Annotated in this window: 19 protein-coding genes; 12 read left to right on the top strand and 7 right to left on the bottom strand. The window is 58.7% G+C overall.

What is annotated here, in order from left to right; all coding sequences use genetic code 11:
* Window positions 1-210: 210 nt before the first annotated feature.
* Complete coding sequence (locus tag JWS10_RS05670; RefSeq protein ID WP_299505432.1) at window positions 211-1,035, top strand: hypothetical protein; 825 nt, start codon at window positions 211-213, stop codon at window positions 1,033-1,035.
* On the opposite strand, the gene JWS10_RS05665 is transcribed toward JWS10_RS05670, so the two are convergent.
* Window positions 1,023-1,424, bottom strand: coding sequence for a hypothetical protein (locus JWS10_RS05665; RefSeq protein ID WP_299477001.1), 402 nt, complete (start codon window positions 1,422-1,424; stop codon window positions 1,023-1,025). The genes JWS10_RS05670 and JWS10_RS05665 overlap by 13 nt on opposite strands.
* Before the next feature lie 265 nt (window positions 1,425-1,689).
* On the opposite strand from JWS10_RS05665, the gene clpB reads away from it, so the two are divergent.
* On the top strand, window positions 1,690-4,302 hold the full coding sequence (gene clpB / locus JWS10_RS05660; protein ID WP_299505431.1) for an ATP-dependent chaperone ClpB: 2,613 nt from the start codon (window positions 1,690-1,692) through the stop codon (window positions 4,300-4,302).
* 138 nt (window positions 4,303-4,440) lie between these two features.
* Here the strand turns inward: clpB and JWS10_RS05655 are convergent, their stop codons facing one another.
* Window positions 4,441-5,085, bottom strand: a complete 645-nt coding sequence (locus JWS10_RS05655; protein WP_299505429.1) for a TetR/AcrR family transcriptional regulator — start codon at window positions 5,083-5,085, stop codon at window positions 4,441-4,443.
* A gap of 114 nt (window positions 5,086-5,199) precedes the next feature.
* Between JWS10_RS05655 and JWS10_RS05650 the strand changes: the two genes are divergently transcribed.
* Genes JWS10_RS05650 through JWS10_RS05610 form a run of 9 tightly spaced genes read left to right on the top strand, consistent with a single transcriptional unit; the run spans window position 5,200 to window position 13,741 of the window.
* Complete coding sequence (locus tag JWS10_RS05650; RefSeq protein WP_299505427.1) at window positions 5,200-6,336, top strand: aromatic ring-hydroxylating dioxygenase subunit alpha; 1,137 nt, start codon at window positions 5,200-5,202, stop codon at window positions 6,334-6,336.
* Window positions 6,333-7,550, top strand: a complete 1,218-nt coding sequence (locus JWS10_RS05645) for an aromatic ring-hydroxylating dioxygenase subunit alpha (protein WP_299505425.1) — start codon at window positions 6,333-6,335, stop codon at window positions 7,548-7,550. Before JWS10_RS05650 ends, JWS10_RS05645 begins: the two co-directional genes overlap by 4 nt.
* Window positions 7,551-7,581: 31 nt before the next feature.
* A complete protein-coding gene (locus tag JWS10_RS05640; RefSeq protein WP_299505423.1) occupies window positions 7,582-8,682 on the top strand; it encodes a polyamine ABC transporter substrate-binding protein in 1,101 nt (366 codons plus the stop codon).
* Window position 8,683: 1 nt separating this feature from the next.
* Window positions 8,684-9,772, top strand: coding sequence for an ABC transporter ATP-binding protein (locus JWS10_RS05635; protein WP_299505422.1), 1,089 nt, complete (start codon window positions 8,684-8,686; stop codon window positions 9,770-9,772).
* Window positions 9,772-10,692: an ABC transporter permease gene (locus tag JWS10_RS05630; protein ID WP_299505421.1), complete on the top strand. Its 921-nt coding sequence runs from the start codon at window positions 9,772-9,774 to the stop codon at window positions 10,690-10,692. Before JWS10_RS05635 ends, JWS10_RS05630 begins: the two co-directional genes overlap by 1 nt.
* Window positions 10,689-11,528 carry an ABC transporter permease subunit gene (locus JWS10_RS05625; RefSeq protein ID WP_299505420.1) on the top strand — a complete coding sequence of 280 codons (840 nt, stop codon included), beginning with the start codon at window positions 10,689-10,691 and terminating at the stop codon, window positions 11,526-11,528. Before JWS10_RS05630 ends, JWS10_RS05625 begins: the two co-directional genes overlap by 4 nt.
* Complete coding sequence (locus JWS10_RS05620) at window positions 11,521-11,745, top strand: hypothetical protein (RefSeq protein WP_299505419.1); 225 nt, start codon at window positions 11,521-11,523, stop codon at window positions 11,743-11,745. Before JWS10_RS05625 ends, JWS10_RS05620 begins: the two co-directional genes overlap by 8 nt.
* The gene (locus JWS10_RS05615) at window positions 11,742-13,355 is read left to right on the top strand and encodes an amidohydrolase (protein WP_299505418.1); all 1,614 of its coding nucleotides are present in this window, start codon (window positions 11,742-11,744) and stop codon (window positions 13,353-13,355) included. Before JWS10_RS05620 ends, JWS10_RS05615 begins: the two co-directional genes overlap by 4 nt.
* Before the next feature lie 11 nt (window positions 13,356-13,366).
* Window positions 13,367-13,741, top strand: a complete 375-nt coding sequence (locus JWS10_RS05610) for a cupin domain-containing protein (RefSeq protein ID WP_299505416.1) — start codon at window positions 13,367-13,369, stop codon at window positions 13,739-13,741.
* A gap of 46 nt (window positions 13,742-13,787) precedes the next feature.
* Here JWS10_RS05610 and JWS10_RS05605 read toward each other — a convergent pair whose 3' ends face one another.
* Both JWS10_RS05605 and JWS10_RS05600 read right to left on the bottom strand, forming a co-directional pair.
* A complete protein-coding gene (locus JWS10_RS05605) occupies window positions 13,788-14,906 on the bottom strand; it encodes a Gfo/Idh/MocA family oxidoreductase (RefSeq protein WP_299505414.1) in 1,119 nt (372 codons plus the stop codon).
* Window positions 14,907-15,080: 174 nt separating this feature from the next.
* Window positions 15,081-16,043, bottom strand: coding sequence for a LysR family transcriptional regulator (locus JWS10_RS05600; protein ID WP_299505412.1), 963 nt, complete (start codon window positions 16,041-16,043; stop codon window positions 15,081-15,083).
* A gap of 44 nt (window positions 16,044-16,087) precedes the next feature.
* Between JWS10_RS05600 and JWS10_RS05595 the strand changes: the two genes are divergently transcribed.
* A complete protein-coding gene (locus JWS10_RS05595) occupies window positions 16,088-16,963 on the top strand; it encodes an oxidoreductase (RefSeq protein WP_299505409.1) in 876 nt (291 codons plus the stop codon).
* 15 nt (window positions 16,964-16,978) lie between these two features.
* On the opposite strand, the gene JWS10_RS05590 is transcribed toward JWS10_RS05595, so the two are convergent.
* The 3 genes from JWS10_RS05590 to JWS10_RS05580 are packed head-to-tail and all read right to left on the bottom strand — an operon-like array spanning window position 16,979 to window position 20,603.
* Window positions 16,979-18,127 carry a glycosyltransferase gene (locus tag JWS10_RS05590; RefSeq protein WP_299505408.1) on the bottom strand — a complete coding sequence of 383 codons (1,149 nt, stop codon included), beginning with the start codon at window positions 18,125-18,127 and terminating at the stop codon, window positions 16,979-16,981.
* Window positions 18,124-19,395 carry a glycosyltransferase family 4 protein gene (locus JWS10_RS05585; protein WP_299505407.1) on the bottom strand — a complete coding sequence of 424 codons (1,272 nt, stop codon included), beginning with the start codon at window positions 19,393-19,395 and terminating at the stop codon, window positions 18,124-18,126. The genes JWS10_RS05590 and JWS10_RS05585 overlap by 4 nt, the downstream gene beginning before the upstream one ends.
* On the bottom strand, window positions 19,392-20,603 hold the full coding sequence (locus JWS10_RS05580) for a glycosyltransferase family protein (protein WP_299481634.1): 1,212 nt from the start codon (window positions 20,601-20,603) through the stop codon (window positions 19,392-19,394). Before JWS10_RS05580 ends, JWS10_RS05585 begins: the two co-directional genes overlap by 4 nt.
* Window positions 20,604-20,620 lie beyond the last annotated feature (17 nt).

Raw genomic sequence — 20,620 nt, 5'->3', positions numbered from 1 at the left:
GATGGTCGAGGCCGAAAAGACGCCGACCTTAGAAAAATATATGGAGCAAATTGGTGGCGTTGTAAGCTACGTCAACCAAACCTTCGGGCTGTTCAAAGCGGCTGAAGCTTTGCGTCCGAAGAAGCTGCTGACCCCAAAGGTTCGTGATTAAGCATTGGCACGGCGAAGTGGCTCTGCCGTGCTGACCACCACCTCGCAAAGGCATTCCCAATGCGCAGCTTTCTAGAGATTTACGATCTTGCCAGCGCAACCCCGCGCGTTGTGTTGGCAACTGATCGGCATATAGAAGCACCGAATTGGGATCCCTCGGGTGAGACGCTTCTGGTGAATGGCGAGGGCCGACTTTTCCGCGTTCCGCTGTCGGACCCATCGCTAATTCCGGTAGAAACCGGCGTGGCGATCAAACTGAACAACGATCATGGCATCAGTCCCGATGGCCACCAAATCGTAATATCCTCGCATCACGAAGGGCAGGGGTCACAGATTTATTTGCTGCCCGCTGCTGGGGGAGAGCCTGTCAAGATATCGCCGGAAGCGCCAAGTTGGTGGCATGGCTGGTCGCCGGACGGTCGCACGATTGCCTATGTTGCAGCGCGTGGGGAAAAGAAGGTGATCGACGTGTATACCCTGCCGCTGGGTGGCGCGGAAACTCGGCTGACGATGGGGGAAGGTCATTGCGATGGGCCGGATTACTCTGCGGATGGGCGGCACATTTATTACAACTGCGACCGCGACGGCCATGCACAGATTTGGACGATGGGCGCTAATGGCACAAATCAGCGTAAATTGTTCGCGGATAATTACGTCAACTGGTTCCCGCATCCTTCGCCTGATGGGCAACATTTGCTATATCTGGCCTACCCGCCCGGCACGTTTGGCCACCCAGCCAATCTGCCCGTGGCATTGTGCCTGTGCAGTCCCAAAGGCGAAAATCGCCGCCGCGTTTTGGAGTTCACCGGCGGCCAAGGCACGATGAACGTGCCAAATTGGGCCCCAGATTCCAGCGCTTTTGCCTATGTGCGTTACGAACTCTGATTTGGGTCAATGAAAACCGGGGTTTTGGGCCGAACTGCCATCATTCGGTGGGTGTTGCTCCAAACCGAGATATAAACCTCAGCTGCTCCACTGGGTGAAAGATGCTCGGGCGTCAGGCCGACAATCCGCACACGAAGATGGTCGCGGTGGCGCAAAGGTTCGGTCATGACGGCGGTCGCGGCAGGGCCAAGCTGGCCCAGATGTCGCAGTGCACGTCGCGTCAACAGCCCCAAAAACGGCCGCTTTGCCTGCGCATAAATCGCAATTTTGCCGTCTGTTTGCAGCTGCAACTCTGCCGCATCGCCAATGCACAAGCCGCTCTTACCGATATGCAGCTGCAATTCCTGCACCGGGGCCTTGTGGATTAAAACCTGTAAAATGTCCTGCATCCCGCGTCGCCTTTATTTGGTCAGACTATCGCTTGGGCTGCAAATCCGCCTCGGGCAAGGGTGCAGATCAACCAAAGCGGTATCGTGCCGACAATTGGTTCGGGTTTCGGCGGTCTGCCGCCCGCATATCGGTAAAAATATGGGTTGGCACGTCGTGGCTGCCCATTGCAAAGCTTGAACTGCCGCCCCAATTATCCGTCAAGGCCACCGACGATGTGCTGGTTTCCGGGCATCGCTGGGGCGCTTCATAGAAGGAGTGTTACCGATGAATTTAGAGAAATTCACGGAGCGGTCGCGCGGTTTCATCCAAGCGGCGCAAACGATTGCGATGCGGGAAAGCCATCAACGGCTGGCCCCGGAACACCTGCTAAAAGCCATCATGGACGATGATCAGGGGCTTGCGAGTAACCTGATCCGCCGCGCTGGTGGCGAACCGGCGCGCGTAGCGGAATCCTTGGCTTTAGCAATGGGCAAGTTGCCTAAAGTCTCTGGCGATGCGCAGCCTTTCATGGACCCAAACCTCGTTAAGGTGTTGGACGAAGCTGAAAAGGTTGCCAAGAAAGCCGGGGATTCATTTGTGCCCGTCGAGCGCCTTCTGATGGCTTTGGGTATGGTAAAGTCGCCAGCCAAAGAAGCATTGGACGCAGGAGCGGTCAGCCCGCAAAAGCTAAACTCTGCGATCAATGATATCCGCAAAGGCCGCACGGCAGACTCCGCATCGGCTGAAGAAGGTTACGACGCGCTGAAAAAGTATGCCCGCGACCTCACCGAGGCAGCTGAGCAAGGCAAGATCGACCCGATCATCGGCCGCGACGAAGAAATTCGCCGTGCGATGCAAGTTTTGTCCCGCCGCACCAAAAACAACCCAGTGCTGATAGGCGAACCCGGCGTCGGTAAGACCGCGATTGCCGAGGGACTGGCTCTGCGCATCATCAACGGTGACGTGCCGGAAAGCCTGCGCAACAAGAAACTGATGGCGCTGGATATGGGCGCTTTGATCGCTGGTGCAAAGTATCGCGGTGAGTTCGAAGAGCGTCTGAAAGCCGTCCTGAACGAAGTTACCGCCGCGAGTGGCGAGATCATTCTTTTCATCGACGAGATGCACACGCTGGTTGGCGCGGGCAAATCCGATGGCGCAATGGACGCCGCGAACCTCATTAAACCGGCGCTGGCGCGGGGTGAGTTGCATTGCGTTGGCGCGACTACGCTCGATGAATATCGCAAGTATGTCGAGAAAGATGCAGCTTTGGCACGGCGTTTTCAGCCGGTTATGGTCTCTGAGCCGACGGTTGAAGATACCATCTCTATTCTGCGCGGCATAAAAGAGAAGTACGAGTTGCACCACGGTGTTCGGATCTCTGACTCGGCCTTGGTGGCAGCGGCAACGCTTTCGCATCGCTACATTACCGATCGCTTCCTGCCGGATAAGGCCATCGACTTGATGGACGAAGCGGCGTCGCGTTTGCGGATGGAGGTGGACTCGAAGCCCGAGGAGCTCGATCAGCTGGATCGCCAGATCTTGCAACTGCAAATCGAGGCGGAGGCTTTGAAGAAGGAAGACGACGCAGCGTCGAAAGATCGGCTTGAGAAGCTGGAGAAAGAGCTGTCCAATCTTCTGGAGCAGTCCGATGCGATGACCGCCAAATGGCAGGATGAGCGCGACAAGCTGGAAGTTGCCCGCGACCTGAAAGAGCAACTCGACCGTTCTCGCGCCGAGCTGGATCAGGTCAAACGCGATGGCAATTTAGGCCGCGCCGGTGAGTTGTCTTACGGCATCATTCCGGGGCTTGAGAAAAAGCTGGCCGAGGCAGAAGCGCGCGAGGGCGATCTGCTGGTATCCGAAGCTGTCCGGCCTGAGCAAATCGCCGAAGTCGTTGAGCGTTGGACCGGGATTCCCGTCGCCAAGATGCTGGAAGGCGAGCGTGAAAAGCTGCTGAAGATGGAGGACGAGCTTGGCAAACGGGTGATCGGCCAACAAGCCGCCGTCACCGCCGTGTCCAATGCTGTCCGCCGCGCGCGGGCTGGGCTGAATGATGAGGGGCGGCCTTTGGGCAGCTTCCTGTTCCTCGGGCCAACTGGCGTGGGGAAGACCGAACTGACCAAAGCAGTCGCTGAATATCTGTTCGACGACGACGCGGCGATGGTGCGGATCGATATGTCGGAGTTCATGGAGAAACATTCGGTTTCCCGCCTGATCGGCGCGCCTCCGGGTTATGTTGGCTATGACGAAGGCGGCGTGTTGACTGAGGCTGTCCGGCGCAGGCCGTATCAGGTGGTGTTGTTTGACGAGGTGGAAAAGGCTCACCCCGATGTGTTCAACGTGCTGCTGCAGGTATTGGACGATGGGATGCTGACCGATGGTCAGGGTCGCACCGTCAGCTTCAAGCAAACGCTGATCGTTCTGACCAGCAACTTGGGTGCGCGCGCTTTGTCGGAACTGCCCGAGGGTGTCGATCAAAGTTTGGCGCGGGCTCAGGTGATGGAGGCGGTGCGGCAGCACTTCCGGCCGGAGTTTTTGAACCGTCTGGATGAGCAGATCATCTTTGATCGTCTGAACCGCGTCGATATGGCTGGCATCGTTGAGATTCAGCTTCGCAAGCTTGAGGCGCGCTTGGCTGGGCGCAAGATCATGCTGGATCTGGATCCGCAAGCGAAGGCTTGGCTCGCTGATGAGGGTTACGATCCGGTGTTCGGCGCGCGGCCGTTGAAACGGGTGATCCAGAATCACCTGCAAAACCCGCTGGCTGAGATGATCCTGTCGGGCGATGTGCTGGACGGGGCGACGATAAAAGTGAGCGCGGGGGCTGATGGGTTGATCATCGGCGACCGTATCTCGGCTTCGCGGCGGGAACGGCCTTTGCAGGCTGTGGTTCACTAAAGCGAGGCTTGTGAGAACAGTGACCCCGCCTTGTTTACAGGGCGGGTTCACACGTGGACGGATTTAATATCGTTATTTATCAACGGGTCACTCAAGAAATCTTAACCGAACATTCACAATTCGGGATTTTGCCAAATATTACAACAACCCGTCCGAGCCGAAATGCCTTGGGAAAAACGCCATTGCGGCGGCGTGGACGGTTTGTAAGCCTTCGGCTGGGCTGTAGGGTTCACGGGTCGAGATCATGTCCACCCAGACGCCTTCGGTGGTGACGCGCAGCACGCGTGAGATCAGGGTCGGGTCGCCGGGGTAGTTGCCTTCCCGCAGCAGGGCGGTGCAGATTTCCTCCAGCTTGGTGATGTAGAGGCTGTCGTTTTCACCGCATTTGTCTTGGTATAGCGGGCGCGATTGCGCCTCACCCCAGAAAGACAGCCATGCCGATAGGCGGGCAGGGGTGCAAATGCTGGGCTCAAAATCAGCTTCGATTAGCGCGGCGAGTTGCGCTGCGGGCGAGGCGCTGGCCTTGGCGAGGGCTGCGTCCCAGTTTTGGCGGTATTCTTCAGACAAATAGCCAAGGGTTTCGGCCAAAAGCGCGTCTTTGGTCTGGAAGTGGAAGTTCACCAAGCCATGCGAAATGCCTGCCTTGCGCGCCACATCGGTCAGGGTGGTGCGCGCGTAGCCTTGTTCGGCGAGCACTTCTATTGTCGCCTCAATCACTTGAGTGCGGCGGATTTCACGCGAGAGTTTGCGCGGCGGCGGAATGGTTGGGGCTGAATGGCTCATGGCGCTTTCTTAGCTGATATATAGGTTTTGGAAAGCTTAACAGTTTCTGATTGACAGACCAGTCAGAATCCTGCGACCATCGGAGTACAGCCACATCGCGCTGAATGGCCTGCCATGAATGAACTGTCACCCATAGTTTCACCTCGTCTCGATCACTGCCCGGCGACATTGCCCGCGACGGTTTATGCCGATGCGGAGTGGTATGCGCGTGAGATGGCAACCGTATTCGCGCGGAACTGGATTTGTGTCGGTCGGCTGGCGGATTTTGCGCTGGGCACGATGCGGCGCGTGCAAGAGGGTGCGGCGGATGTGATTGTGTGCCGGACGGCGGAGGGCGGCATTTCGGCCTTTCACAACACCTGTCGGCATCGTGGATCGGAACTGTGCCGGGACGCGGTGGAGCCTTTGGGCAAGCTGATCCGCTGCCCGTATCACGCTTTTGCCTATGCAGCGAATGATGGGCGGCTGGTGGCGACTGGCCATGCGGTACCGACGGCGGATTTCGATCGGGCGGAGCATGGGCTGCTGTCGGTAGCGTTGCGAATTTGGGCGGGGTTTGTGTTTCTGAATACGGATGAGTCCCCGCGCAATCTGGTGGCGGATGTTGGTCTGTATGTGCTGGATCATTGGCCGATGGACGCTTTGGTGACGGGCCATGTCTGGCAGACCGAGATTGCCTGTAATTGGAAGGTGTTCTGGGAAAATTACTCAGAATGTCTGCATTGCCCTGGTATTCATCCCGAATTGTGCGACCGGGTGCCGATCTACGGGCAAGGGATTATGGCGGCGTCGGAGGCTTTGCATTGGGACGGTGCGCTGCCTGCTGGCAATCTGAAACCGGGGGCGGAAAGCTGGACTCCGACGGGGGCGGCTTGTGGGCCGAGTTTCGCGCTGTTGACCGAGGACGAGCGGGCGGCGGGCTATCAGTTCGTGACGTTCTGGCCGACTGCCTATGTGGTGGCGCATGTCGATCATGTGCGCTCGGTGCGGGTCGTGCCGGTTTCACCGACCCGGACGGCGTTAGGAGTCGAATGGCATTTCGCGCCCGAAACCTTGGCGCAGCCGGGGTTTGATGCGGCAGAGGTGGCCGAATTTGCCAAGATCGTGCTGCGGCAGGATGGCGAAGCTGCCGAAATGAACCAGCGGGGGATGATGTCACCCGCCTATCGCGGTGGCACGTTGATGCCGGAAGAATATGAGATTCACCGCCTTCACCAATGGCTTATACACGAAATGGAGGTCGCGCGATGACCCAGCATGATGCAGCCAGCCTAACCATCCCGAACGATTGGGATCGGCGCGGGCTTCCAGCTTGGACTTATCATTCTGAGGCGATGTTTGCGTTGGAGCGTGACAAGTTGTTCCTGACGCATTGGCAGGTTGTCGGGCATGTCAATGACGTGGCCGAGCCGGGGAATTGGGTTGGGTTCGATTTGCTGGGTGAGCGCGCGGTGATCATGCGCGGCCAAGACGGTGTGGTGCGGGCGTTTCATAACCTGTGTCGGCATCGTGGCGCGCGGGTGGTGAATGGGGAAAAGGGCCATTGCAAAGGCGCGCTGGTCTGCCCGTTTCATGGCTGGGTTTATAACTTGGACGGGTCTTTGCGGGGGGCCGCGCAGCCTTCTAGCTTTGGCGGTTTGGATCGGGCGCAGTTTGGGCTGAAGCCGATTGAGTTGGAGATTTTCCACGGCTTTATCTTCATCCGGTTCTTTGCAGGCCCACAGCCTGCGGTGGCGGAAATGCTGGCACCCTATGCCGCCGATTTCGCGGGCTATCGCAGTGAGGCCGCCTTGCCGCTGGACATGCCGCACTGGTCAACCGAACTACCGGTGAACTGGAAATCGGTGCGTGACGTGGATAACGAGGGCTATCATGTGCCGATGGCGCATCCGGCGTTGCAGGATTTGTATGGCCGGACCTACCGCGATCTGCATTTGCCGGGCGGTCTGAGCGTGTCGATTGGCAGTTTTGGCGATGCTCCAGCGCGGCGGTGGTCGGTGAAGATGTATCTGGCGATCACCGAGCGGCAAGAGTGGCTGCCCGAGCACTTGCAGACAGCGTGGACCTATTACGGGCTGTTCCCCAATGCGGTGTTCGCCTTCACGCCAGAGACGGTGCAGTTCTATCAGGAGATCCCGCTCTCACCCGGCAAGACGCGCGTGACCGGGCGGATTTATCGGCATCCGATTGAGTCTCGGCGGATGCGGGCGGCGCGGTATCTGGCGTACCGGATTGACCGCGATACCTCGGCTGAGGATCAACAACTTTCGATCTGGTCCAATGAGTCGATGCTATCGACGGCGTTTGAGGGGTTTCATCTGTCCGACCTCGAATATGGACTGAAGCGGCACCATGACAGTCTGCGCGCATTGATACCGGTGATGAATTTGGCAAAGGCTCCGCCAGAGGCTGAAATAGCCACCCGCAATGATGATTTGATTTGCCAGACTAAGGCGCAGGCGTAACCTGCATGGAAACCATATTTGGGAGACGGCCATGAAACTGACAAGGCGGAGCGCGCTTGGACTGCTTGGCGGCACCTTGGCAGCGCCCTATGCAAGGCCGTCGTGGGCGCAGGCGAGCACCGTGAACATCTACAACTGGTCGGATTATATTGGCGAGACGACGCTGGCGGATTTTGAGAAAGAAACCGGGATCGGCGCGGTTTACGACCTTTATGCCTCCGCCGAGGAGATGCAGGCCAAGATGCTGGCGGGATCGACCGGGTATGATGTGGTGCTGATGACCAGCATTAAATTGCCGGGGTTTATAAAGGCCGGGGTGTATCAAAAGCCTGATCGCGCCAAGCTGACAAATTGGAAAAGCCTCGACCCGGCGATATTGAAGATCGTTGAGGGGTTTGATCCGGGTAACCAATATGGCGTGCCGTATATGTGGGGTTCGGTTGGGTTCACGTTCAATATGGACATGGTGAAGGAACGGCTGCCGGGGGTGGATTTGTCGGATATGGGCGTGCTGCTGAAGCCCGAGAATGCGGCGAAGCTGGCGGATTGTGGGATATCGTTGCTGGATAGCCCAACCGATTTCGGCTTTATGGTGCTGAGCTATCTGGGGTTGGATGCCAGCACTGCGCGTGAGCCGGAGTATCGCAAGATGGCGGATGCGGTGGCGCCGATCCGGCAATATGTCAGCACTTTTGACAATGCGAATTACCTGAACACGTTGCCGAATGGCGAGATTTGCATGGCAAACACGTGGTCGGGTGATTACGCGGTGGCGAAAACGCGGGCGGCTGAGGCTGGAATTGATATTAACCTCGCGTATTTTGTGCCGAAAACGGGCGCTCCGGCTTGGTTTGATAACTGGTGCATCCCGGCGGACGCAGGCAATGTCGAAGGCGCGCATGCGTTTATGAATTATATGCTGCGGCCGGATGTGATCGCGGCTTGCACCAACTTCACCGGTTATGCCAATGCCAACAAAGAGGCGACGGCTTTGGTGGACCCTGCGATTGCAGCCGATCCGGCGGTTTATCCTGACGCGGAAATCTTGAGCCGACTTTACACGCCTGCACCGCAATCCGAGGAGCAGGATCGCGAGATCACTCGGATTTGGGCTGAAATCAAGGCGGGTTAAGGTGGCTGACCCGTTCATTCGCATCGAGGGCGTGTCGAAAAAGTTTGGTACGTTTCAGGCGGTGCAAGACGTATCGCTGACCATCGCGCAGGGGGAGATTTTCTCGCTGCTGGGTGGCTCGGGGTGTGGCAAGACCACGTTGCTGCGGATGCTGGCGGGGTTTGAGGAGCCGAGCGCGGGTAGCATTTTCATCGACGGTCAGGATATGGTGGGGGTGCCGCCGTGGCTGCGCCCGGTGCATATGATGTTTCAAAGCTACGCGCTGTTTCCGCATATGAGCGTAGAGAAAAACGTCGGTTATGGGCTGAAGCATGAGGATATGACGGCGGCGCAGCGTAAAGCTCGCGTGGCCGAAATGCTGGAACTGGTGCAGCTGACGCCGTTCGGGCATCGCAAACCGCATCAAATCTCGGGCGGGCAGCGGCAGAGGGTGGCTTTGGCGCGGGCGCTGGCACGGCAACCGAAGCTGTTGTTGCTGGATGAACCCCTCGCGGCGTTGGATAAAAAGCTGCGCGAGCATACTCAGTTTGAACTGATGTCCATTCAGGAACGCACGGGCGTGACGTTCATCGTGGTGACGCATGATCAAGAGGAGGCGATGACGCTTTCGGACCGGATCGCGGTGATGGACAAGGGGCGGGTCAAGCAGGTTGGTGCGCCGACGGAGGTGTATGAATACCCGAACTCGCGGTTCGTAGCGGGATTTATCGGCTCTATTACGGCGTTTCCGGCGAAAGTGAGCGCCGTTGCGGGTGATCTGGCAACTGTGCAGGTTGCAGCGTTTCAAGGTGCCGTGCATGCGCGTGCGGTGCCGGGGTTGGTTGTCGGCCAAGAGGTGACTTTGGCGGTGCGGCCTGAGAAATTGGTGATCAGTCAGGTTCGACCCGAAGGCGAAAATGTTATCGCGGGGCAGGTCAAGGATTTGGCCTATTTTGGCAAGGATAGTCTCTATCGCATCACCTTGCCGTCCGGCGAATTGATCTCGGTTCATTCGGTCAATGCGGGGCGTTCTGCGGGTGGCAGGCCAGATTGGGATGACCAAGTTTTCCTTAGCTTCGCGCCGAGCGCCGCGATTTTGCTGGTGGAATGATGCGCAACCGGATCGCCCATTGGTTACAGGGTCGCGGCTATCGCGGCGTGATCATCGGGCTGCCGTATATCTGGCTGCTGCTTTTTTTCTTAATCCCGTTCTGTCTGGTGCTGGCGATTTCCTTTGGCACTCGCACCCCGACGGCACCGCCTTTCGGCTATGGCGGTGACAACCCGTGGATCAGCTTTGTCGGCTATGCGCGGCTGTTCCACGACGATCTGTATATCCGGGCGTTTCTGGTATCTTTGCGCAATGCGGCGACCGCGACCGTGCTGTGTTTGCTGTTGGGCTATCCAATGTCACTGGCGTTGACGCGGGTTTCGGCAAGTTGGCGTAACATTTTGCTAATGCTGGTGATTTTGCCATTCTGGACCTCATTCCTGCTGCGGGTTTATGCGTGGATGGGGCTGATGGGCAAGAACAGCTGGTTCAACTCCCTGCTGACCGATGCCTATAACCTGCTGACTCCGGCTGCGTGGCATCTCAACAGTATCCCGATGATGCACAGCAATTTCGCGGTGGTTTTGGTGATGGTCTACACCTACCTGCCGTTTATGATCTTGCCGCTTTATGCCAACCTAGAGCGGCTGGATATGACGCTGGACGAAGCCGCGATGGATTTAGGCTCGCGACCGTTCCGGGTGTTTCTGGATGTGACTTTGCCGCAGAGTATTCCAGGGATTATTGCCGGGGCGATGCTGGTGTTCATCCCGGCGGCGGGCGAGTTGGTTATTCCGACATTGGTGGGCGATGCGTCTAGCCCGATGATCGGGCGGGTGATTGCGGATGAATTTTCCTCGGCCTCGGATTGGCCGATGGCGGCATCGGTGGCGGTGGTTTTGCTGCTGCTGATGGTCGGGCCGATGATGCTTTATACGCATTATCAGGGACGCGCCGAAGCTGGCGAGGACGTTCCATGAGGCGTCGCCCGGTCTTTCTGATCACCGTGATGTGCGTTGGTTTTGCGTTCTTCTACATCCCGATCCTGTCGATGATGGTTTATTCGTTCAACGGATCGCGGCTGGCAACGGTTTGGGGCGGGTTCTCGACCAAATGGTATGTCTCGCTGTTGTCGAACAAGCAGGTCGGCGCGGCATTGCTGTTGTCGCTGAAGATCGCGGTAACCTCTGCGACGGCGGCGACGATTTTGGGCACGATGGCGGGGATAACGCTGGCACGGTTTCGGCGGTTTAAGGGGCGGACGTTGTTCTCGGGGCTGGTGACGGCTCCACTGATCATGCCCGAGGTGATTACTGGTATTTCCTCGCTGATGCTGTTCATTCTGATGGCGAAGTTCTTGGGCTGGCCGTCGTCGCGCGGGTTCACCACGGTAACGCTGGCGCATATCACGTTCTCGATGGTGTTTGTGACAACGATCATCCAGTCGCGGATGCTGCAAGCCGATCTGGCGATTGAGGAAGCCGCGATGGATTTGGGCTCGAAGCCGTGGGCGGTGCTGTTTGATGTGACGCTGCCGGTGATCTTTCCGGCGATCTTGTCGGGGTGGCTGTTGGCGTTTACCATCTCGCTGGACGATGTGGTTATCACCTCGTTTACAACGGGGCCGGGGAATACGACCTTGCCGCTGTTGATCTGGTCGAAGGTCAAGTTGGGGGTGACGCCGGATATCAATGCATTGGCGACGTTGACGGTGTTGGTTGTAGGCGTAGGCGTGGCTTTGGCGGGGTATATGTTGAACCGCAGCGAGAAGCGCCGTGATGCGGATGCGCGGTTGGCGTATCGTGACAATGACTGACGGAGGGGCTGCGATGGGCGCGCTGCACACGCCTTTGGGGCTGTCGGGGTCGGGGCGGCAACGCTATGCGGCGGCGATGACGCTGTATCAGGCGGGGGTTATTTCGGAGGCCGCGCTAGAGGTGTATCGCATCTGCTCGCCTTTGGATGCGCAAGACCCGGCTTCGCTGCTGATAGAACGACGCTTGCCGTTGCCGCCGGGGGTGGTTGCGCCATGACGGCTACGTTGATTTATAATGCGCGCATTCACACGATGGACCCGGGGCGGCCGCAGTCACATGCGGTGCTGATGCGCGATGGTGTTGTGGTGGCGCTGGGCGACGCGGCATTGAGCGCGGGGGCGTGGGCGCGGAAAATTGATGCGGGCGGGCGGTTGGTGCTGCCGGGATTTCAAGACGCGCATATCCATTTGCTGAACGGCGGCACCGATTTGGTCGAGACGGCGCAGCTATATGATTGCGTGAGTTTGGCGGGGATTCAGACGGTGATGGCAGCCCATGCGGCGGAGCAGAGCGGCCCGATGATCTGGGGCGCGGGGTGGCAGTGTGGGTTTTTCGGCGATGCGAACCTGACGCGCGAGGTGTTGGATGCGGTGGTGCCGGATCGGCCTTGCCTGATCTACGATGGCAATTTTCACAACGCCTGTCTGAACTCGGTGGCTTTGGCGATGACCGGGGTGGGGGCGGATACGCCTGATCCGTTGAACGGGCATATCGTGCGGGATGCGGAAGGCGTGGCTACTGGGATGCTGCATGAGGAGGCGATCAACTGGGCAACGGCTCGGCTGCCGCAGACGGGGGATGAGGTGCGGCGGCAGGGGTTGCTGGCTGGGATGGCTTTGGCGAATAGGCATGGCATCACCGGGGTGATTGATCCGTGGATTTTGGACCATCACGCGCGGATTTATGGTGGCGCGGTGGAGCAGTTGACGCTGCGGGTGGCGGGGGCCTGTCTGGTGACGGCGGCGGATACGGTCGAGACGATGATGACGCGACTGCGCAGCTTGCGAGCGGCGCACGGCGGGCGGGATTTTCATCTGAACGCGGCGAAGTTTTTTCTTGATGGTGGGCTGGAAAACCGGACGGCGGCGTTGCTGGCTGCATATGCCGACGCGGCGGGAGGCAATGCTGCACTAATGTTTCCGCAAGATCAGATTGACGCTTTGTTCACCGCGTTGGATGCGGAGCGATTTCAAATCCATGTGCATTGCATCGGTGATGCGGCGACCCAGGCGGCGCTGAATGGGTTTGAGGCGGCACGGGTTGCGAACGCGGCTTGGCCCTCGCTGCACCAGATTGCGCATTGTCAGGTGGTAGACCCGGCCGATTTCGCGCGATTTGCGGCGCTGGGTGTCATGGCGAATGTGCAGCCGCTTTGGGCCTGCAACGATCCGATCATACCGGATGAGACGATGGCGATGATTGGGCCTGCGCGGGCGGCGCAGGTCTATGCTTTTCGCTCGTTGATCGACGCGGGCGCGCCCTATTGCATCAGCTCGGATTGGGCGGTGACGTCGTTAAACCCGTTTGAGATCATCGGCACGGCGGTGACGCGAGAGCCGCCCCGGGCGCGCGGTGTGGCTGAACCGTTCTTCGCTGAACAACGCCTAACTGTGGCCGAGGCGGTTTTGGGATATACCACCCATGCGGCCGCCGCCTGTTGGCGCGGGCATTATACGGGTGCGCTCAGGCCCGGATACTCTGCCGATATGATCGTGCTCGACCGCGACATTTTCAGCGTGCATCCCTATGCGATAGCCGAGACGCGGGTGCTGCTGACGCTGTTCAAAGGCCGCGAAGTGTATCGCGCCGAAACCTTCCCAAACTGAAAGGCCCTGCCATGACCCCGAATATGAAACCGATTGAGGCTGGTGATCGCCGGATTGCCAATATCCACACCGCTAAGTTTGAGGAATTTGTCTATCCTGATGGCTTAGCACTCGGCGATGCAATCTTGCAGCATGACACCGATCAGCCCTTGGGCACCGGCTTCCATGTCTACCGGATGCCTGCGGGCATGAAAACGCGCAGTCATCGCCACAACGGGCACGAGCAGTTCCTGATCCTTGAGGGCGAGTTGATTGAAAGCGACGGCACAGTGTTCCGTGCCGGCGATCTGGTGTTTTACCGCGACGGCACCGAGCATAATTCTTACACACCAAACGGCTGCCTGCTGGCGGTGCATATCGTTGGGCCGGAACAGCCGCTGGAATAACCGACGCTCAAAGCGCCAACGCCCGTAGGGCATTGGCGCGGTTGGCTTACGCCACGTCGCGCCAGCTTTCAGCATTCGACGAAGCCTGAATCGTCTCTACCAGCGTCTGAATCCGCAGGCCCTTACGAAAGTTAAACGGCTCGGGCGATTTGCCTGCGATGGCGTTGATGTAACCTGCGACTTCAATGGCTTTCAGATCGTTGAAGCCCAACTGATGGCCAGCCGCGACGCAGAACAGGCCGTAGGGCGCGTGATCCGGCCCTGCCTCTATCCGCCGGAAACCTTGGCGGCCTTTTGCGGCGGCGGTGTCGAAATAGTGCAGTTCGTTGAAGTGTTCTTGGCTGAACGAGAGCGCGCCCTTGGTGCCATAAACCTCAAAATCATGCTGCATTTTGCGACCGGTGGCGATCCAGTTGCCTTCTATGCTGCCCGTCGCACCATTTTCAAAGCGCAGGAAGGCGCGGCCAATGTCGTCGACGGTCACAGCTTTGCGGCCACCTTTACCATCTGGACGCTCGGCAATCATCGTCACAGTGTCGCCCATCACGCGGGTGATCGGACCGCACAGAAACTCTGCTGTAGCAAGGGCATGGCTGCCGATATCTGCCAAAGCACCGCCGCCTGCGGGATCGTGGCGGAAGGTGTAGGGGCCATTGGTATCGGCCATGTAATCTTCGGCATGCAGGCCGCGATAACCACGGATTTCACCAAGCTCCCCCGCCTTGATCATCTCACGCGCAAGCGTCAACATCGGGTTGCACAGATAGTTGAAGCCGACTTGGGTTTTCACGCCACGCGCCTCGGCGGCAAGCGTCATTTCCAGCGCATCACTGGCAAGCGGGGCCAGTGGTTTCTCACAATAGACGTGTTTGCCTGCTGCAATCGCCGCCAAGGCCATCTCTTTGTGCAAAGCGTTTGGCGCGGTGATTGAGACCAGATCAATTTCGGGGTCGGCCATGATGCTGCGCCAATCGGCCGTGGCATTGGCGAAACCCAGCGTTTGCGCCGCGCGCGCCGCAGCCTCATCAGTGATGTCGGCGACGGTGTGCAGTTCCGGATCAAACGGCAGCTCGAACACCCGAGGAGCCGAGGTGAAGCCAAACACATGCGCCTTGCCCATAAAGCCGGTGCCAATCAGGCCAATGCGAAGTTTTGGTTTGCTCATGCTTGGTATCCTTGTGGATGATCAGCGCAACGTCGTTCGGTGCGTATCAACATCGGGTTGCAGATAAATTCCGCCATAAAGTCGCTAAATAGCTGGGTCAAGCAAGCGATTTGTGGCATCGCCGCAGTATCGTCAAAAGCCATCAAGCGAGCTTTGCGAGTCTCATGCGAAAGCTCAGTTGCGTGCGGTTTCGATGCGTTGTTCCGCGACAAAATCTACGAAAGCGCGGAGTGGGGCGGGCATGAAACGGCTGGAGAAATACAGCCGCGGGCCTTCGAACTCTGGCCACCAGTCCCGTAGCACTGGCAGCAAAGCACCGGTGTCAATCTGCGGTTGCAGCCAGTTTTGAAAGGTGAAGAACAGGCCATGCCCAGCGACTGCAAGATCAATTGCCGCCGCCGCCGCCGCCGTACTGATGATCAGCCGCGCCGGGGGATCGACCATCACAACTTCTGCATCTTTCTCAAACTCCCACGCGGTCTGCGCGCCGCTAGAAAAGCGGGTACGGATGCAAGAATGCTTCATAAGATCGCGCGGATGAGTCGGCGCACCCTTCGCAAGCAGATAGGAGGGCGCGGCAACCAAGGCAAACCGTTGCATTGGCGGGCCAATTGGCACGGCGATCATGTCTTGCGCAAGATGCTCGCCGTAGCGGATGCCCGCGTCGCAATCAGCGGCGGTGACATCGACCAACCGATCATCCACGACCACCTCAACCCAGACTTCGGGGTGGCGGATCAGGAAAAGGTTCAGCAGGTGCGGCAGGATATCGAGCATCACTGCGCCGGGCACGTTCAGCTTCAAGCGTCCGCGCACCTTGGTTTGTGAGCTTGACGCATCGGTGACAGCGGCGCGGGCCTCTGTCAGCAGCGGGGTCAGCCGGTTTGCCAGGATGCGACCGACCTCGGTCGGCATCACGCTGCGGGTCGTGCGGGTCAGCAGTGGCGCGCCGATTTTACTTTCAAGCCGGGTGATGGTTTCACTGACGGTAGACGCAGACAGGCCAAGCCGCCGTGCAGCCGTGCGAAAGCCGCATGCCTCTGTCACGGCAAGGAAGATCGATAGATCGTCAAAGGATGGGGCTTCGCTGCTGTTCGAAATGCCGAACAACCCATTCGGATTTTGCCGGATTATCAATTTCTCACGAACGAGTATTTAGGGCCAGCAAATGGAGATTTGAGATGACACAACAAGATTTACCTGCCGCAGCCGCCGGGCGCTTTAACTTTCCTGGCACGAAACTGTCGGTCAATCGGATGGGCTATGGCGCGATGCAGCTGGCAGCGCCGCAGGTGTTTGGGCCGCCCGCCGATCCCGAAGAAGCCCGCGCGGTTCTGCGTGAGGCGCTGGTTTTGGGCGTGGATCATATTGATACCAGCGATTTTTACGGCCCGCATGTCACTAACGATCTGATCCGCGAGGCGCTGTTCCCCTATGCCGACAATCTGGTGCTTGTCACCAAAATCGGTGCGTGGCGGGATGATAAAGCCAACTGGATTCTAGATCGCAGCCCAGATTTTCTGCGCAAATCGGTTGAGGATAACCTCGCTCGGCTTGGGCTTGATCAGATGGCCATCGTCAATCTGCGGATGGGCGGGCCGGATGATGATATCGTGGCTCCAATGCGTGCCATGCGGCAGATGCAGGACGAGGGGCTGATCGCGCATATTGGTGTCAGCACGGTAGATGCGGCACAGTTGCAAACGGCTCGGGATATTGCGCCCGTTGTTTGTGTGCAGAACCATTACAATCTGGTGCATCGGGTTGATGACGCGATGATTGATGCGCTCGCGGCGGACGGTATCGCTTATGTGCCCTATTTCCCGTTGGGCGGGTTCACGCCGCTGCAAAGTGACGTATTGAAGCAAGTTGCCGATGATATGGGACAGTCATCGCAGGCGGTTGCGCTGGCGTGGCTGTTGCAACGCAGCCCGAACATGCTGCTGATCCCCGGCACCTCGCGTCGGGGGCATTTGCGCAGCAATATCGCGGCGGCAGGATTGAAGCTGGAGGCGCAGGAGTTGGCGCGACTGAACGCGATTGCGGGTATGGTCTGATCGGAGCGCGCGCGGTTAATTCTGCGCGCGGGACTTCGCGAGGGCGAGCAGGATTTCTGCACTGCGCGCCGCACCGTTTATGGCGATTTGCAGCGAACGGATCGGCAGCGGGCGGGCGATTTCTTGCTTTATCGCAGTGGCTAAACTTGCAGCAGTCAGGTCGGATTCGCGCAGCGTGCGGGTGCGACCGATGTTTTCCAGCAGCGCGGCGCGGTCGGTTTGTTCGGTTTCACCATCCACCGCATAAGGCACAAGCAGGGCGTGGCAACCGGCGATCAGGATATCCGCGACGGTGTTATATCCAGCTTGCGAGACTGACAGCCTAGCGCCACGCATCAGGCTGGCAAGGTCGCTGCGAAAGCGGGTCAGGGTGACGTTGCGGGGCAGGTTTTGGCTAAGCACGTCATAGTCAGTTTGGGGCAGATTGGGGCCAGTGATGATGCACCATTTTGCCAAATCGGGCAAAAGACGAGCAGCGCCAACAGCGGCCGTGATCAGGTGTTTGCCTGCGCCACCACCACCTGCGGACACCAGCACGTCGAACTGATCTGATGGTTGCGGCGGGGCAGGCGGGCAAACCAGCCCAGTATAGGTGGTTTTGTCAGCGATTTGATCAGCCAGCGCAAAGCTGTCTGCAAGTGCCGCGAAACTTGGGTCGCCATGCACCAATACCAGATCGAACGCTCGGCGGATCAGGGCGACGGTTTCTTCATCACGGCCCGGTTTGCTGCGGCGTTGCAAAATGTCGCGCAACGAGGTGACCAACGCTGGTCGAGGTTGGGTCGCCTCGATGGCATCAATCAAGGGCATCAGCTCAAAGCGAACTTGGCGGCGACCGAAGGGGAAAGCCTCAATCAGCACGATGTCAGGTTTGGCGGTATGGTAGGCCGTCAGCAGTTGGTTCTTGCGCGCTTCCAGATAGGCGGTGTCGGCAGGTTGCCCGTTGGCGTCGACAAGGCCCGCGAATGCGCCATCGGCGACGGCTATCGGAGGCAAAGCGATGTGATGAATGCCGGGGCCGGGGAAGCCTTGAACTGGCAGACCGCCAGTGACGAGAGTGACGTTCATTCCGCTATCAATCATCGCGCGCGCAATGCGGCTGGCGCGGGCGAGGTGGCCGATGCCTAGTAGATGCTGCACATAAAAGAAAACCGAGACGGTCACGGGCGCAATCCTTCGGCGGCGAACAAACCAACCAGTTGCTTTACGCTTTGGTGGTAGTCGAGCGTGGCGCGCACTTGCGCTTCGGCAGCCTGACCATATTCGCTGCGCAGATTGGGTGAAGTGATCGCGGTTTTCAAGGCGTTGGCAAGCGCGGCAGGATCGTCGGGCGGCACCAGCCAGCCGTTCTGACCGTCGCGAAACAGCTCGGGGATGCCCGAAATCGTCGTGGAGATACAGGCAAGACCTTGGCTCGCGGCCTCAACCAGCACGTTGGGCAATCCATCGCGATCCCCGTCAGCAGTGATCCGGCAAGCCAGCGCGAACAGGTCAGAGGCGCGATAGGCGGCAAGAACCTCTGACTGATTGACCGAGCCTTGCCAGTGGATGCGGTCGGCAATGCCCAGCGTTTCAGCGAGGGATTGCAGCATTTCACGCTCTACGCCACCGCCAAGATGATTGAAGCGCCAGTGTAGGCCAGCAGGCAACAGCGCCAAGGCGTGCAGCAAGGTATCGTAGCCCTTTTTCGGCACGGCGCGCCCGACGCTGACGATCTGGACTGGGTTGGCCGGGTCCGAGCCATCGCGATTTGGCCGAGGCACCGTGAAAACAGGAAAGCGATCCAAATTCAGACCATGATAGCTAAGATGCACGCGGGATGGGTCTTTTGCCAAAGATTGCAAATGCTTGTGGCCCGTCTCGGTACAAGTCACAGCCCATTTCGCTCGGTTCAGCTTGGCCGAAAGCTCCCCATCGGTTGAGGTCCAAATGTCTTTGGCGTGAGCAGACACCGTCCAGCCGATTTGCATGATCCGCGCAGCGTAATCGGCAACTGAAGCCGGGGTATGAATGAAATGCGCATGTAACCAAGCACCATCTTGGGGCCATTCAGCGACGAGAACGGCAGCTTGACCCAAGCGGCGTACACGGTTGAGGGTGGGGTCTCGCCGCAGGTCGGACAGCCAGCCGCGCAAAGTCTGACCGAAACCGGGATGGCGCAGCGCCGCCCACAGTCCGCGCAGCACCCGCAAAGGCTCTTGGTGTAGATATTCCGGCAAATAGAGCACATCGGCTTCGATCTCATCATGGACGGCGTGGCGTTTTTTGTCGGTGGGACGGCGCAGAGAGACGATGATCAGCTTGAGGCCCGCCAATTCCAGCCCGCGCAATTCTTGTGCGATGAATGTCTCGGATAGCCGCGGATAACCCTTCACCACCACCACCAGACGCTTTTGAGACCGCGAAACCGGGCCGTTGCCGTCTGTCGTCACGTCGCGAACCGCAAACTTTCGGGACGTTCCGCCCGCGCCCGCAGATCATCGCCCACCAGACGTGCGATGTTCGTTAAGCCTTCCAAGTGCAGGTTGGGCACCGCTTGCGATGGATGCTTGCGCGTGGGCAATGCGCGCAAAGCCGCGGCCATGCGAACAGGGTCAGCGGCTTCCTCGGGTAGTAGCATCTCAATCATGCCAAGCTCGGCGGCACGCGTGGCGCGCAGGAGTTGCTCTTCGCGCGGCGTGGTGCGCGGCACGATCAGTGCGGGTTTGTCGAAGGACAGAATCTCGCAATAGGTATTGTACCCGCCCATAGCGACAACGCCCACCGAGCCTGCAATTAATTCCTCCATGCGGGTGTCAAACTCGATGACTTCGACCTGCGGAATGGCCTGACCCTTGCGCAAAAACTCAGTGCGCTGATCGGCGGGCATGTAGGGGCCAAGTACGACGAGCGCCTTTTGTGTCAAGTTGGGGTCGTGCAGATAAGCGTTCAGCACGTTGTCGATCAGATCAGCGCCATCACCGCCACCGCCTGTCGTCACCAGCAGATAATCACTCTCGCGGCGTTTTTCTGACAGCTTTTCCTGTGCCGAGCGGCGTTGCAGAAAGCCTACAAACTCCATCCGCTTGCGCACCGATTGCGGCACGTCGAGACCCGTCAGCGGGTCGTAGAAATCCGGCGGGCCGTAGACCCAGATATGATCATAGGTGCGGTCGATCTTGCCCATCACATCATTGCGCTTCCATTCAGCATCGAGCAGACGCGGGGCGTCCATGACTTCGCGCAACCCGAGGATCAGCGTGGTGCCTTTGGATTTCAGATAAGCGAGGGTTTCTTCAATCTCTCCCCGCAACCCCATTGGTTCTTTATCGACGATGAAGATGTCCGGGGCAAAGGTTTCGGCGGTGTGACGGATGATCGAGCGGCGCATCTTGATGGTGTCATGCACGTCGATATGCTCGGACAGTGAGGAATACTCACCATTGCGCAGCTTGATCACCGAGGGGATTTTCACAAAGTCCACCCGAGCGCGGTAATCAAACGCCCCGGCGATCTGCGAACCTGACACGATCAGCACCATAAGGCCGCTGTATTCCTGCACCAGCGCATGAGCGATGGTCCGGCAGCGCCGCAGATGGCCCAGCCCGAACGTGTCATGGCTGTACATCAAAATCCGCGCATTTTCCAACGGATGCTGCATTCACTATACCTCGGTCG

Origin of the sequence: Cypionkella sp. (assembly GCF_028290025.1) — a bacterium.
Classification (GTDB): Bacteria; Pseudomonadota; Alphaproteobacteria; order Rhodobacterales; family Rhodobacteraceae; genus Cypionkella.
This window is presented reverse-complemented; position numbering and strand designations above follow the sequence as displayed.